Origin of the sequence: Candidatus Roseilinea sp. NK_OTU-006, from assembly GCF_012931985.1 — a bacterium.
Classification (GTDB): domain Bacteria; phylum Chloroflexota; class Anaerolineae; order J036; family Brachytrichaceae; genus JAAFGM01.
Genome location: NZ_JAAFGM010000008.1, coordinates 68,505 through 82,887, shown reverse-complemented (window position 1 = coordinate 82,887; position 14,383 = coordinate 68,505). Strand labels below are relative to the sequence as shown.

Annotated in this window: 13 protein-coding genes and 1 tRNA gene; 9 read left to right on the top strand and 5 right to left on the bottom strand. The window is 64.7% G+C overall.

From position 1 onward, the window contains the following. Positions 1–35 precede the first annotated feature (35 nt). A tRNA-Gln gene (locus GXH28_RS06680) sits at positions 36–107 on the bottom strand. 32 nt (positions 108–139) lie between these two features. Between GXH28_RS06680 and GXH28_RS06675 the strand changes: the two genes are divergently transcribed. Continuing rightward, entirely contained in the window at positions 140–289 is a 150-nt protein-coding gene (locus tag GXH28_RS06675) for a hypothetical protein (protein WP_169238245.1), read from the top strand. A gap of 18 nt (positions 290–307) precedes the next feature. Further along, complete coding sequence (locus GXH28_RS06670; protein WP_169238244.1) at positions 308–1,855, top strand: amidohydrolase family protein; 1,548 nt, start codon at positions 308–310, stop codon at positions 1,853–1,855. Here GXH28_RS06670 and GXH28_RS06665 read toward each other — a convergent pair. Continuing rightward, a complete protein-coding gene (locus GXH28_RS06665; RefSeq protein ID WP_169238243.1) occupies positions 1,852–2,496 on the bottom strand; it encodes a 5-formyltetrahydrofolate cyclo-ligase in 645 nt (214 codons plus the stop codon). The genes GXH28_RS06670 and GXH28_RS06665 overlap by 4 nt on opposite strands. A 43-nt stretch (positions 2,497–2,539) precedes the next feature. Between GXH28_RS06665 and GXH28_RS06660 the strand changes: the two genes are divergently transcribed. Continuing rightward, positions 2,540–3,385, top strand: coding sequence for a carbohydrate kinase family protein (locus GXH28_RS06660; protein WP_169238242.1), 846 nt, complete (start codon positions 2,540–2,542; stop codon positions 3,383–3,385). Between the two features lie 77 nt (positions 3,386–3,462). Here GXH28_RS06660 and GXH28_RS06655 read toward each other — a convergent pair whose 3' ends face one another. Further along, positions 3,463–4,836 (bottom strand): M20/M25/M40 family metallo-hydrolase, encoded by a 1,374-nt coding sequence (locus GXH28_RS06655; RefSeq protein WP_169238241.1) that lies wholly within the window; start codon positions 4,834–4,836, stop codon positions 3,463–3,465. A 56-nt stretch (positions 4,837–4,892) separates the two neighbouring features. Between GXH28_RS06655 and GXH28_RS06650 the strand changes: the two genes are divergently transcribed. From GXH28_RS06650 to proS, 5 genes are all read left to right on the top strand, one after another. Next, entirely contained in the window at positions 4,893–6,086 is a 1,194-nt protein-coding gene (locus GXH28_RS06650) for a M24 family metallopeptidase (RefSeq protein WP_169238240.1), read from the top strand. A 212-nt stretch (positions 6,087–6,298) separates the two neighbouring features. Further along, positions 6,299–7,915 carry an ABC transporter substrate-binding protein gene (locus GXH28_RS06645; RefSeq protein ID WP_169238239.1) on the top strand — a complete coding sequence of 539 codons (1,617 nt, stop codon included), beginning with the start codon at positions 6,299–6,301 and terminating at the stop codon, positions 7,913–7,915. A gap of 69 nt (positions 7,916–7,984) precedes the next feature. Beyond that, entirely contained in the window at positions 7,985–8,935 is a 951-nt protein-coding gene (locus GXH28_RS06640) for an ABC transporter permease subunit (protein ID WP_169238238.1), read from the top strand. Continuing rightward, positions 8,932–9,771 (top strand): ABC transporter permease, encoded by an 840-nt coding sequence (locus GXH28_RS06635; protein ID WP_169238237.1) that lies wholly within the window; start codon positions 8,932–8,934, stop codon positions 9,769–9,771. Before GXH28_RS06640 ends, GXH28_RS06635 begins: the two co-directional genes overlap by 4 nt. Positions 9,772–10,015: 244 nt before the next feature. Next, entirely contained in the window at positions 10,016–11,446 is a 1,431-nt protein-coding gene (gene proS, locus GXH28_RS06630; protein ID WP_169238236.1) for a proline--tRNA ligase, read from the top strand. Between the two features lie 105 nt (positions 11,447–11,551). On the opposite strand, the gene GXH28_RS06625 is transcribed toward proS, so the two are convergent. Further along, positions 11,552–11,836: a 4a-hydroxytetrahydrobiopterin dehydratase gene (locus GXH28_RS06625; RefSeq protein WP_169238235.1), complete on the bottom strand. Its 285-nt coding sequence runs from the start codon at positions 11,834–11,836 to the stop codon at positions 11,552–11,554. Between the two features lie 174 nt (positions 11,837–12,010). Between GXH28_RS06625 and GXH28_RS06620 the strand changes: the two genes are divergently transcribed. After that, entirely contained in the window at positions 12,011–12,361 is a 351-nt protein-coding gene (locus GXH28_RS06620; RefSeq protein ID WP_169238234.1) for a GNAT family N-acetyltransferase, read from the top strand. A gap of 14 nt (positions 12,362–12,375) precedes the next feature. Here the strand turns inward: GXH28_RS06620 and GXH28_RS06615 are convergent, their stop codons facing one another. Next, entirely contained in the window at positions 12,376–14,358 is a 1,983-nt protein-coding gene (locus GXH28_RS06615) for an amidohydrolase family protein (RefSeq protein ID WP_169238233.1), read from the bottom strand. Positions 14,359–14,383: the final 25 nt, after the last annotated feature.

The window sequence follows — 14,383 nt, the reverse complement described above, 5'->3', positions numbered from 1 at the left end:
TCGCGGTCGCCGTCCCCTTTGATCCTCGATTTGTACTGGGGCGGCTGGATTCGAACCAACGAATGGCGGATCCAAAGTCCGCTGCCTTACCACTTGGCGACGCCCCAATTTGCAAAATGCATTCTACCATTTACGCCGGGTGGGCGAAGGCGCTATGGTTGCGCAGGGCGGCCTCGGTTGTAGCGATCCGCGCCAGTGCTTCGGCTTGGGCAAGCCGCCGGCGAATGAGATGAAGCTGGGGGGGCCGCCGGCGCGCTTGAGCAATTCCCGCACCGGCGAAGGCCGCTGACCGGTATCATCAGCCGCTATGGCCATCCTGATCGAACACGTGGACGTCCTCGACCCGACTGCGCCGCGTAGCATCGCGCGCGACCAGTCCATCCTCATCGAAAGCAGCCGCATCTCCGAAGTTGCGCCGTCGCGGGAGCTCAATCTGGCATCAATCGCAAATCGCAAAGCGCAAATCGGCAATCTGGAGGTGATCAACGGCCGCCACTTGCTTGCCATCCCCGGCTTGATCAGCGCGCATACCCACTCGCCGGAGAACTACATGCGCGGCGCGACGGAATGCATGCCGCTGGAGCCGTGGTTGGTTTGGCTCTACGGCACCTGCGGCGAATACACCGCGCGCGACCATTACCTGTGCGCAGCGATGAGCGCGATCGAGATGCTGCTCAGCGGCGTGACCGGCTCGCTCGACCATCTGTGGCACAGCGGCCCATGGCAGCGTGAATACCTGGACGCCGCGATGGAAGCCTACCGCGATAGCGGCATCCGAGCGACTGTGGCCCCGATGTACGACGATCACGACTACGTGCTCGACGCCGCCGACGCGCTGGGCTACGACCTGCGCGGCAGCGTCTATGGCCTGTCCCACGGCGGCTATCGGCCCGACCGCGACGACTATCGCCGCGGCGTGCTTCGCGACAACCTCGCCATGTTCGACGACTGGATGCGCGACTGGCACCGCTCGCATGGCGGCCGGCTGCAAACCTTCCTCGGGCCGGCCGCCGGCCAACTGGTGACCACCGAATGCTTGCAGTGGTCGTTGGAACTGGCGCGCAAACACGGCGCCGGCGTGCACATGCACTGCGTCGAGACGCGCGTGCAAGACTACTGCATCCGGCGCGCGCGCGGCAAAACTGTGATCCACTGGTTGTACGACGAAGATTTGCTCTCTCCTGAAGTGACGCTGCCGCATAGCGTTTGGATTCGCCGCGCGGACGATCTGGACCGCCTGGCCGAACGAGGCGCGATTCCCGTGCACAATCCGGCAGCCAATCTCAAGCTGGGCAGCGGCCTGATGCCGATGCGCGCGATGCGCGATCGCGGCATCACCGTGGCGCTGGGCGTGGACGGCGCATGCAGCAGTGACAACCAGAACATGTTCGACGCGATCAAACTGGCCGCGCTCATCCACAATCTCACGCATCGCGATCCCAGGGCGTGGATTACGGCGCGCGAGGCGTTCGAGGCCGGGACGCTGGGCGGAGCGGCGGCGATGCTGCTGGGCGGTCAGTTGGGCCGGCTGCAAAGTGGGCAGTTGGCCGATATCGTGTTACTCGACACGCGCACGGCGACGCTTGCGCCGATGAACGATGCCTACGGCATGCTTGTGCACTGCGAGACCGGCGCCTCGGTCCGTCACGTCATCGTCAACGGCGACGTCGTGGTGCGCGATCGCAAGCTGCTGACGCTGGACGCCGACGCGCTGATCGCCGAGTTCTTCGAGCGCGTGGACGCGCTGCCCTTCCGGCGGCCGCTCGATCCGAAAACGCAAAAGGACGTGGATGACTGCTGGGCGTTCTGGCGCGAGGTGATGCAGCGGATGGAGGGCGAGGACCCATCATCCTAGCCCGGCGGATACTCCGAAGCCTCGGTGATGACGCCGTCCAGCGGCACGTCGAAATGTGCTGAGGGGATCGCTTCGACCCGTTGCAACTCAAACGCCAAGCCGATCTTGGGCGCGCCCGCTCGGACGCGCTTCAGGAAGCGATCGTAGAAGCCGATCCCATAGCCGATGCGCGCGACGCCGGCCTTGTGTGTCTCCTGCAGAGGGCCACCGCCGGGAGCGAGGCAGGCAAACGCCACCACCGGCGCGAACACCAAGTCTATTTCGTCCGGCGGCACAAGCTGTAGCACCTTCGGCGTGCGCAGCCCCCACCGGCCGAAGTCGAATGCGCTTGGCTCGAGCGACGTGATCTGCGCGCATGGCGTCTCGTCGCTGCCCTTCACGAAGACCGGCGCGACCACGCGCTTGCCGCATGCCAGCGCATGCACGATGATAGCCTGAGTGTCCACTTCGCTTTGGAACGAGAGGAAGATGTGAATCGTCTGTGCGGACCGGTATGCCGGCAATGCCAGCGCCTTCGCACAGATGCGCGCGCTCCACTCGGCGCGCAGATCGGCCGGCGCCGCGTCGCGCAGCGCGCGGATCTGTCGGCGGATGTCAGCCTTCGACTGGGGCACGGTGCGACAGCGTGAGTTGGACGGCATGTATTGTAAGCGTGCCGGTCGCGTATAGTCGGCAGCCTGGATCATGAGCAATGGCATCCTCGTCGTCGGCTGCGTCTCGCTGGACACGCTGCACATCGGCGGTCGCACCTATCACACCATCGGCGGCGCCGGCCTGTACACTGCGCTGGCGGCGCGGTGCGCCGGCGTGCCCGTCACGTTGCTCGGCCCTCGGCCCACGCCGCTCCCTGCTTTGTTGGCGCCGGTTGCAGAACGCCTGGACTGGATCGGCCCTGAGGTTCCGCCGGACGCGCTGCCGCACCTGGAGATCGCGCACCACGGCGAGGGCCGGGCGACGCTGGTCGGCGCGTCGTGGGGCGCAGAGTCGCAACTGACAACCGGCCACCTCCCCGACGACCTCTCACGCTACGCATTCGTGCACATCGCTGCGCTCAGCTCGGCGCACAAGATGCTTGACTTCTTGCATGTGTGCCGTGAGCGCGGCGCGCAGCGGATCAGCGCCGGCACGTATTACCGCATCGTGCAAAACGAGCCGGCGACTGTGCGCGCCATCTTCGAGCAAGCCGACCTGTTCTTCATGAACGAGAATGAGGCGATTGGCTTGTGGGGATCGTTGCGGGTCGCGGGCCGCGTCTCCATGCGCACCCGCGCGGGCGCCCTGTTGTTCATCACCTTCGACCGGCGCGGCGCGATCGTGATCGCCGGAGACCAGGCCACGCCGCTCCCCGCCGATCCGGCGAATGAACTCGACCCCACCGGCGCCGGCGACACCTTCTGCGGCGCGACACTGGCCGGCCTGGCGCGCGGCAAAGATCCCGTGACCGCTGCTTCGCACGCGACCGTCCTAGCAGCGCGCAAGATCGAACAGGTCGGGCCTGCGTTTCTGCTGGGGTTGCCCTTGCTCGAGTAGCCCGGCTGACGGCCACCTGTGGCCGTTGACCGTGGCGCTCATGCGCGTCGTCCAGCGTAGAAGCCTCCAAAAAGTTGCTACGCGGTGGCGCAGAAATCGCGCACCACTTCGTAGAGCACCCGCACGCCCCAGGCCAGCGCAGAGATCGCCACGCGCTCATCGTGGCCGTGCACCATCTCGAAGAAGCTCTCGCCCGGCGCGAACTGCATCGGCGAGAAGCCGTAGCAGATCGTGCCGAGCTTGGCGACGTGCTTGGCGTCGGTCGCGCCGGTCATCAAGTAGGGCAGCGGGATGCCCTGTGGGTCGTGCTGTTTCAGCGTGCGCTCGATCAGCTTGAACAGCGGCGTGTCGAAGGGGAATTCGAGCGCCTCGCCGCTGCTGTCCACTTCGAATTCGATCGGCAGATCGTTGCCTAGCGACTGGCGCAGCGCTTCGATCAGCGTGTCAGGCGTGGAGCCGGGCAGCGTGCGGCAATCCAGGGTGGCCTCGGCGGAGGACGGCACGACGTTGGTTTTGTAGCCGGCGCGCAGGACCGTGGGGACGACCGTATCATGCGTGATGGCGTACAGCTCAGCGGCCAGGCCGGGATCGCCCACCAAGCGATGCAGCGGCACCTCACGCAGCGCATCCATGTCCAGCCAGGCGCGCAGGGCGATGCTTTGCCCGCCGCCAATGCCTTCGGCCAGGCCGGCGATGAACGCGCGCGCGGTCGGCGTGATGCGCGCCGGCAGCCGCGTGCGCGCCAGCTTATCCACGGCGCGCGCGAGATGCACGACGGCGTTATCGGCCTGCGGGATGCTGGCATGGCCGGGCCGGCCATGTGCAACCATGCGCATCCACACGTTGCCCTTCTCCGCCGTCTGAATGGGATAAAAGCAGCGATTGTCAATGTGCAAGCTGTAGCCGCCGAACTCGCTCAGCGCATATTCCGCCCGCAGCAAATCCGGGTGCCGCTCGACCAGGATGCCGATGCCCTGGTTAGTGTCCGCCTCCTCGTCGGCGGTGGCCGCCAGAATTAAGTCGCGGCGCAGGCCCAACTCTCCCCGCCGACTGCTCTGCGCGAACGCGAGGAATACGGCTAACTGCATGGCGGTGATGCCTTTCATGTCCAACGCCCCGCGGCCATACACGAAGCCATCCTTGACCTCGCCGCCGAAAGGATCCACCGTCCAGCGCTCGCGCTCTACGGGCACCACGTCGGTATGTGAGTAAAGCAAGAGCGGCGCCGCGCTGCCGTCGCCTTTGATGCGCGCGATGACGTTGCCGCGCTGGGGCGCGGTCTCGATGACGATGGGCTCGATGCCTGCCGCGCGCAGGATGCGCGCGATGTACTCGGCGGCGCGCATCTCGTTGCCCGGCGGGTTCGACGTATCCAGGCGAATCAGGTCGCGCAAGTAGCGCACGGTGTCGTCGGCGAGGGATTGCCAATTGGGAGGCGGCGCGCTGGGCATGCGCTCGAAGTATAGCCAGATAGAATCGAAAGCATCTCTGTTCGAGAGGCTTTTCCATGCAAACCACCCTCCAAATCACCCGCGCCGAATTTCGCCGCCGCGCCGAGCGCCTGCTGGAGCACCTCCGGTCGCAAACGCTGAGCGGCGTCGTGCTCTTCGACAGCGCCTATGTGCATTACTTCTCCGGCTTCGCGTTCATCCCCACCGAGCGGCCGATCGCGTTCGTGATGAACGCGCAGGGAGAGCAGGCGATGTTCGTGCCGCGGCTGGAGCTGGAGCATGCGCGCGCCCAGACCGGCCTCGAACGCGTGGAGCATTATGTCGAATACCCCTACACACTGCATCCGGCGCACGTCCTGGCCAGGCTGTTGGCCGACATGGGCATCGCGCGGCGAATCGGCGCGGACAGCGACGGCTATCCGTGGATCTTCGGCTATCGCGGTCCGGCGCTGAGCGAGACGACCGGCGCAACAGTCGTGCGCGTGACGGCGTTCATCGAGGACCTGATGATGATCAAAAGCCCGGCCGAGATCGCGCTGATCAAGGAGAGCGCGAAGTGGGGCAACTTGGCACATCGTCTGCTGCAACGCTACACGCGCGCCGGTGTGACCGAGACCGAGGTGAGCCTGCGCGCCAGCCAGGAAGCCACGCTCGCCATGTTGGAAACGCTCGGCCCGCTCTACGCCTCGCGCAGCATGTACGGCGACGGCGCATCCGCCGGCTATCGCGGCCAGATCGGCCGCAATGCCGCGATTCCCCATGCCCTGGCCAACAACATCACCTTCCAAGCGGGCGACGTGCTGGTCACCGGCGCCGGCGCGCCGATGTGGGGCTACAACAGCGAACTTGAGCGCACGATGGTGATCGGCGGCTTGACGGACGAACAGAAGCGCTTATTCGACCACATGGTGGCGCTCCAGGATCTGGCCATCCGGTCGCTGCGGCCGGGCGTCAAATGTTCGGATGTGGATCGCGCCGTGCGCGCTTACTTCGAGCAGCACGACCTGATGCCATATTGGAAGCATCACACCGGCCACGCCATCGGCCTGCGCTACCATGAGGCGCCTTTCTTGGACGTGGGCGACGACACCGAAATCAAGCCGGGCATGGTGTTCACCGTGGAGCCGGGGCTATACGCCGCGCACTTGGGCGGCTTTCGCCACTCTGACACCGTCGTCATCACCGAGGACGGCCATGAGGTCATTACCTACTATCCCCGTGACCTGGCGAGCCTGACCATCCCGGTCTGATCTCCATCTGCAACCGCACCGGGAAACAAGTTGCTTCAAGAAACCTGGTTCCCGACTGGTCCTTCGACGCCCACGTAATTTGACACGTGCTAGGGATGCGACAAAATTGTACGAGTCACAAGCGCGCCGTCTGATCACCGAGAACGCCCTGACCCAACGAAGCGGCGCGCCGGCAGTCTCGAAGAAGCAACCAGTCTGAGGAGGCAAAATCCATGAGTCAACCGTCCCGTTCAACTTCCCTGCGATTGACGGTGGCGTTCGGCTTGGCGCTGGCGCTCGCGCTGGCCGCATGCGCAGCACCACCCCGGGCAGCGCCAACTCCGGCGCAACCGTCTGCTGAGGAAGCCAAACCGGCTGAAGCTACTGCCCCTACGCCTGGCCAGCCCAAGCCTGGCGGCACGTTGCGCGTCGGCACGAACCAAGATGCTGTTGGCTTCGATCCGCACCTGACTAACGCCACCGCCTCGTATCGCATCTTGGAGAACATCTACAGCTCACTGCTGCGCTTCAAGCCGAACCTGGAGATCGAGGGTGACCTGGCCGAGCGCTACCGCGCCATTGACGCCACCACCTGGGAATTTAAGCTGCGCAAGGGCGTGAAGTTCCACAGCGGCAAGCCACTGACCTCGGCCGATGTCAAATACTCGCTCGAGCGGATCAAGGACCCGGAGGTCAAATCGCCGCGCAGCTCGCAACTGGCGCCCATCGTCGCGATTGAGACGCCCGACGAATATACGGTGATCATCAAGACCGAAAAGCCGTTCGCGCCGCTGCTCGCTGTGTTGGCCGACCGCACCATGGCCATCGTCAACAAAGATTTCATCGAGGCAAACGGCGGCAAGCTGGACAACGTAGCCGACGGCACCGGCCCGTTCAAGCTCAAAGAGTGGGTGCCGAACACGCGCACGGTGCTGGAGAAGAACCCGGACTATTTCATTCCCGGCCAGCCTTTGCTCGACCAGGTGATCTACCAGCCGATTCCTGACGACACCGCGCGCAGCACCGCCGTGCGCACCGGCACGGTGGACTTCATCGAGTATGCCCCACCGAAGGACTTGGAGCTGTTGCGCAGCGATAGCAACATCGTCATCACTGGCGAGGGCAACAACAACGTGCGCTTCTTGGCTTTCAACACTACGGTGAAGCCGTTCGATAACCCGAAGGTGCGCCAAGCTATCGCCTGGGCGGTGGATCGCGAGGCCGTGCTGCAGGCTGCTGTGAATGGCGCCGGCACACCGCTATACGCCGGCCCATTCCTGCCATCCTTCTGGCCGGGATTACAAGCGCCGGTCTACAAACGCGATCTGGAAAAGGCGAAACAGTTGCTGGCCGAGGCCGGCTATCCCAATGGCTTCACCGCTAAGTTGAAGAACACGCCTACCTACAGCTTCCTAGGCAACGCCGGCATCGCCGTCCAGGAGCAACTGAAGGAGATCGGCATCAATCTCGAAATCGAGTCGCTGGAGTGGAGCGTCTTCCTGAAGGATTACCTGGGCAAGAATTTCGAGGCCGTCGTCAGCGGCTACAGCGGCTTTGCCGACCCGCATACGCCGCTCGATGGCACCTATGTCACCGGCCGCCAGAACAACTTCATGAGCTACAGCAACCCCAAGTTCGACGAGCTGGTGGCTCAAGGTGCGCAGGAAACCGATCAGGCCAAGCGCGCCCAGATCTACCGCGAAGCGCAGCGCATCTTGCTCGAGGATTCACCGATGGTGTTCCTCTACGCCGCCAACGAGTATGAGGCGATGCAGAGCTACGTGAAGGGCTACGTGCACTACCTGAACGGTTCGCACGTGTCATTCCGCCAGGTCTGGCTCGACAAGTAACGCGCCGAGAACCAGGATGAAGCATCGGGAAGCCGAGCCTGACTTCCCGATGCTTCATGCATCTCCGCGGTGACGCGCTACATCGTCCATCGCTTGTTCGTCGCCGTCCCCGTCGTGCTCGGCGTGAGCCTGTTCACGTTTGGGTTGGTGCGTTGGATCCCCGGCGACCCCATCCTGGTCATGCTCGGCCCCGACGCCATCGGCGCCGACGTGGAAGGCATCCGCCGGCTGTATGGGCTGGATCGCCCCTGGCCGGTGCAATATGTCGAGTGGCTGACCAACGTCATGCGCGGCGACCTGGGCCAATCTATCCGAACGCGTATGCCGGTTGGCCAGTCCATCCTCCAGCGCCTGCCGGTGACGATCGAGCTGACAATCTTATCGCTGCTGCTGGGCTTGATCCTGGGCATCCCCCCGGCCGTCCTGGCAGCGACCCACCGCGGCAAAGTCACCGACGCGGTCGTTGGCGTCATCTCGCTGCTGGGCATCAGCGTGCCCGGCTTCTGGCTGGCGATTTTGCTCATGCTGCTCTTCTCGCTTCACTTACGCTTGCTGCCTTCCATTGGTTACGTGCCTCTGCACGAGAACGCCGCCGGCAACTTGCGCCATCTGCTCTTGCCGGCGCTGGGGCTGGCGCTGCCGCTGGGCGCAACGATCATGCGCTTCATGCGCTCGTCGCTGTTGGAAGTGTTCGGGCAGGATTACATCCGCACTGCGCGCGCCAAGGGATTGACGCAGACGAAGACGGTGTTGAAGCACGCGCTGCGCAACGCGCTCATCCCGGTCATCACCGTTATCGGCATCCAGGTCGGACGATTGTTGGGCGGAGCGGTCATCATCGAGCAGATCTTCGCCCTGCCCGGCCTGGGTCGGCTGGTCTTCGACGGCATCTCCACCCGCGACTATCCGGTTGTGCAGGGCACCGTGCTGACGTTCACCGTGATCTTCATTCTGATCAACCTGTTGGTGGACGTGTTGTATAGCGTCATTGACACGCGGATCAGGCTGACCGCTCGATGAACTCGCCCCTTCGCCGCGCGCTCTACCGCGCCGTCCGCAGTCCGCAGTTCATCATCGGCGCGGCGCTCGTGACGTTGTTCGTGTTAACGGCGGTGCTCGGCCCGATATTGTCGCCCTACAGCCCCACGGCACAGAAGATGAGCCTACGGCTGAAGCCGCCCAGCGCCGAACACGTGCTGGGCACGGACGACTTCGGGCGCGACGTGCTCAGCCGCATCTTGCACGGCGCGATGCCATCGCTCCAGGTGAGCGTGCTATCCGTCGCCGGCTCGCTGGTCATCGGGGTGATCATCGGCCTGATCGCCGGCTATCGCGGCGGTTGGACGGATACGCTCTTGATGAGCCTGATGGACGTGCTGCTGGCCTTCCCGGCGGTGCTGCTGGCGATCGCCATCCTCGCCGTGATGGGCACGGCGTTGAGCAACGTCATCTTGGCCATCGCCATCGTCAACCTGCCGACCTTCGCCCGGCTGGCGCGCGGCTCGACGCTGGCGACGCGCGAGTTGTTGTATGTCGAGGCAGCGCGCGGTTTGGGCGTGCCGCCGATCGCGATCATGTGGCGGCACATCCTGCCCAACATCGCCGCGCCGCTGATTGTGCAGACGTCGCTCACCATCGCTGCCGCTATTCTGATCGAAGCGGCGCTGAGCTACCTTGGCCTTGGCATTCAGCCGCCGGCGCCGTCGTGGGGCAACATCCTGTCTTCGACCTACGGCTTCATCCAGACCAACCCGTGGCCGTCGGTGTTCGCCGGCGCGGCCATCGCCCTCGCCGTGCTCGGCTTCAACCTGCTCGGCGACGGGCTGCGCGATGCACTCGACCCGACGACGCGTTAACCCGTCAGCCGCCCGGCGATTCAAGTCGCGAGCTGCCTCCAATGCTCCCCGCCCGTTTTAAGCGTCTGTATAATCGCCATATCGCATGGTCAGCCCATCTTGCCGGCTGCCTACCTCGCCCGCTGGGTAAGTCGGCGGGCTTGATCCTCGAGCCCGATCAACGGCTCGGCCCTGGCCGACTGCGCGCGTCGGCGGGGCGCGCACATAGTTCGATATATTGGCATTCCGCACCCGCAACTCGATCATGGCAAAAATCACCCCGCGCTCACAGGACTTTTCGGAGTGGTATCTCGACGTCATCCGCGAAGCGGATCTCGCCGACTACGCGCCGGTGCGCGGCTGCATCGTCGTCAAGCCCTACGGCTGGACGATCTACGAGCACATGCGCGACTATCTGGACAAGCGCTTCAAAGACACCGGCCACGTCAACGCTGCTTTCCCACTGTTCATCCCGATGAGCTTCCTGCAGAAGGAAGCGCACCACGTCGAAGGGTTTGCGCCAGAGCTGGCTGTGGTCACCCACGGCGGCGGCGAGGCGCTGGAGGAGCCGCTCGTTGTGCGGCCCACTAGCGAGACGATCATCGGCTATTCCTATTCGCAGTGGATCAAAAGCTACCGCGACCTGCCCGTGCTGATCAACTGCTGGAACAGCGTGGTGCGCTGGGAGAAACGCACGAAGCCCTTCTTGCGCACGATGGAGTTCTACTGGCAGGAGGGACACACCGCCCACGCCACCCACGAAGAGGCGCTGGAAGAGGTGCTGCGCATGCTCAACGTGTATTACGACCACATGCGCGAGGACTGCGCGCTGCCCGGCTTCCGTGGTCGCAAGAGCATCAACGAGCGCTTCGCCGGCGCGGTCAACACCTTCTCCGTTGAGAGCATGATGGGCGACAAGCGCTCGCTGCAAAGCTGCACCAGCCACGACCTCGGTCAAAACTTCGCCCGAGCGTTCGAGATCAAGTATCTCGACCGCGACAACACCGAGAAGTATTGCTGGACGACCTCATGGGGCCTGAGCTGGCGCTTGCTCGGCGCGGTGATCATGGTGCACGGCGACGATCAGGGCCTGCGCCTGCCGCCCAAGATCGCGCCCATCCAGACCGTGATCGTGCCGATCTTCAAGAACGATGATGAGAAGTCGCAGGTCATGCAGGTTGCCGATCAGGTCGCCAAGTCGCTCAAGGCGGCCGGGCTGCGGGTGAAGCTGGATGACCGCGACGAGACGCCCGGCTTCAAGTTCAACGACTGGGAGATGCGCGGCGTGCCGGTGCGCGTGGAGATCGGCCCGAAGGACGTGGCCAACCACAGCGTGGCGCTGGCCCGGCGCGATGTGCCCGGCAAGGCCGGCAAGGCGTTTGTGCCGCAGGACGGCCTGGCCGAGCGTATTCACGCCCTGCTGCCGGAGATTCACGCCTCGCTGCTCCGGCAGGCCGAAGCGTTCCAGAACCGCAACATCCGCGAGTGCTTCACCTGGGACGAGGTGAGGGAAGCCGTACAAGACGGCTGGGCGCTCGCGCCGCTGGAGGACAACCCCAAGAACGACGAGCGCATCCGCGAGGAGCTGACGGCCAAGAGCCTGAACTTCCCGCTCGACCAACCGGAGGGCGAGTGGACCTGCGTGGTCAGCGGCAAGAAGGTGCGCGAGCGCGCGCTGATCGGGAAGTCGTATTAACTGTGCGACAGTAGTGGGTTCGCCCCGCAGGCGTGTGGGCAGGCGAACCCGTCGCGTGAGCGGGTAGGCAAAAGCGCCGCCTTCGCCTACCCGACAGCAGTGCGCTCAATGCGGCAGCCCGTCAATCTGCCGGGCGAGGTCGAAGTCCTTGTCGGTCAGGCCGCCGGCGTCGTGCGTGGTCAACGCCAGCGTCACCTTGTTCCACTGGATGGTGATGTCGGGGTGGTGCTGCGCCGCCTCGGCCAGCACGCCGACCGCCGTGGCGAACATGAGCGATTGAGGGAAGCCGCTGAAGACAAAGGTCTTGGTGATCTCGCCGGCCTCGTTCAAGCGCCAGCCTTCGGCATGCGCCAACCGTTCCTGAATCTGCGCGTCATCGAGCTTTGCCATCGCACAACCTCCTTCACTACTACAATTCGAGCGATGCTACGTATTATCCACGCGCGGAGCGAGGTTCACTTCGACCAGGCGCGCTTGTTGATGCGCGAGTACCGCGACGCGGTGATCGCGCTGGCCGGCGCAACCGGCGCCTGCACCTGATTCGACAGCTTCGATGCGGAGCTGGTGCAGCTCCCCGGAGCGTATGCGCCGCCGCGCGGCCGGCTGTTGCTCGGCCTGACAGAGACGCAGGTCGCCGGCATGGTCGCGCTGCAACCGGTGGACGCGCTGATTGGCGAGATCAAGCGGCTCTACGTGCGGCCGGCAGCGCGCCGCCAGGGCGTGGGGCGCGGGTTGCTCGTCGCGTTGATCGAAGCAGCACGCCAGGCCGGCTACGCCGCGCTGCGCCTGGAGACATTGGAAGCGATGCATGGAGCGCACGCGCTCTACCGTTCGCTGGGCTTCCAGGAGGTCGAGCGTTTTCGCCCGCCGACCGGCGACGACGACCGGACGATCAGCATGGCGCTGTGGCTGTAGCCGACGGGTACGCCTCACCCCTGCGCGATCTGCACATACTCCTGTCGCAGCACGGCGTCGTCGCTCACGCCGAAGCGCACCAGCAGCTTGCCGATCACGGCGGCTTTGCGCTCGGCGTCGCGCTTGCTCCACGTGCGGCTCTTGATTTCCAGGAAGTAACCATCGTGCGCCGGGTTCACCATACGGTCAATGTTGATGAACAGTTCCTCGTCGTCGTAGAACACTTCCCAGCGCAGGCGGTCCTTTTCGACCTGCACCTCGCGGGCCGGCTTGAAGTATTCGCGGTAGAAGCGCAGGCTGCGATCGGCCGGCGACATGAAGCGCACCCGGCTGAGCAAGATGGAGTGTGGGTATTCGCGTTCACTCTGGCCGCTCACCAGCGTCAGGCGATAGCGGCTGCCGACCACGTTGCCCTTCTCGTCCACGCGTTCGTCTTCGCGGTAGCGCAGGCGCGACGGCTCGTCTTCGAAGAAGAAGTAGGTGTCGTATTGCCGGTAGTGCACATGGCGCACCACGTTGATCTCGCCGCTGTTGATGATCTCGATGATCGGCTGCGGGTCGCCGATGCGAGCCTTGACTTGCACCTCGAACGATTCCTCTTGCTGCACGCCGCCGATGGCCGCCAGCTTGCGCAATACGTCGCCCTCACGCGCGATGAGGAAGGTGTGAATCTGTTGCGCCAGCCGGTTGGCCTCTGCTTCGATCGCCGCTTCGTCCAGTGTGAGCAGCGCGCGGTCGCGCATCAATGGCTTGCCATTCACGAACACGTCGCGCACGTCACTGGCCTTGCTGGAGTACACGATCTGCGTGTAGATGGCGTCGCTGCCGGCGGCGATGCGGGAATACTGCGGCGTGCTGTGCAACCGGCGCAGCTCGAGCACGATCACATCGGCGCGCTTGCCGGCTTCGAGCGAGCCGGTGATATGGCCGATGTGCAGCGCGTGCGCGCCCATGCGCGTCGCCATCAGCATGGCCATGCGCGCCGGCACGGCGACCGGATCGCGCGTGCTGCCTTTGGCCAACAGCGCAGCCAGACGCATCTCCTCGAAGTGGTCGAGGTCGTTGTTGCTGGCCGGGCCGTCGGTGCCGATGCCGACGTTGAGGCCGGTCTTCAACATCTGCGTGACGTTGGCGATGCCGCTGGCCAGCTTGAGGTTGGCCGAGGGGTTGTGCGCCACCGTCGCGCCGGCGTTGCGCAGCGTGCGCATCTCCCCGGCGTCTATCGCTACGCAGTGCGCGGCGATCACCTTGGCCTCCAGCACGCCGTTCTTCTTGACCCAATTCACCACCGGCATGCCGTGTTCGCGCCGGCTGTCCTCCACTTCTTGAAAGGTCTCGCTAATGTGGATGTGCAACGGCACGTCGTACTGGATGGCGATCTCGGCGCAGGTGCGCATGAGCGGGCCGCTGCACGTGTAGGGCGCGTGTGGCGCAATTACCGGTGTGATCAAGGGGTGACCCTTCCACTTGCGGATGAAGGCTTCGGTGAATTCCAGGCTCTCGTCGGCGCTGGAGGCGTCCGGCGTGGGGAACTGCATGATAGTCTGCGAACACAGCGCGCGCAGGCCAACCTCGGCAATGGTCTGCGCGATGGTCTCCTCGAAGTAGTACATGTCGTTCACGCAGGTCACCCCGCTGCGGATCATCTCGGCGCACGCCAGGCGCGTGCCCAGCGCCACGAACTCCGGCGAGACGAACCTGCGTTCGACCGGCAGCATGTAGCCGTAGAGCCAGACGTCCAGTCGCAGGTCGTCGGCCAGGCCGCGCAGCAGCGTCATCGGCGTATGGGTGTGGCAATTGATCAGGCCGGGCATGATGCAGCAGCCCGTACAGTCAATCACCTCGGTGGCGGTATAGCCGGCGGCGATCTGGTCGGCATCGCCGACGGCGACGATTGAATCGCCGCGAATGGCGACGGCGCCGTTCGGATACTGATGGAAGGCGTCGTCCATGGTGATGACGACGCCGCCGGTGAGCAGAATGTCGGCTTGCTGCATAAGGGCGTTATAGCACAGCCCGCAC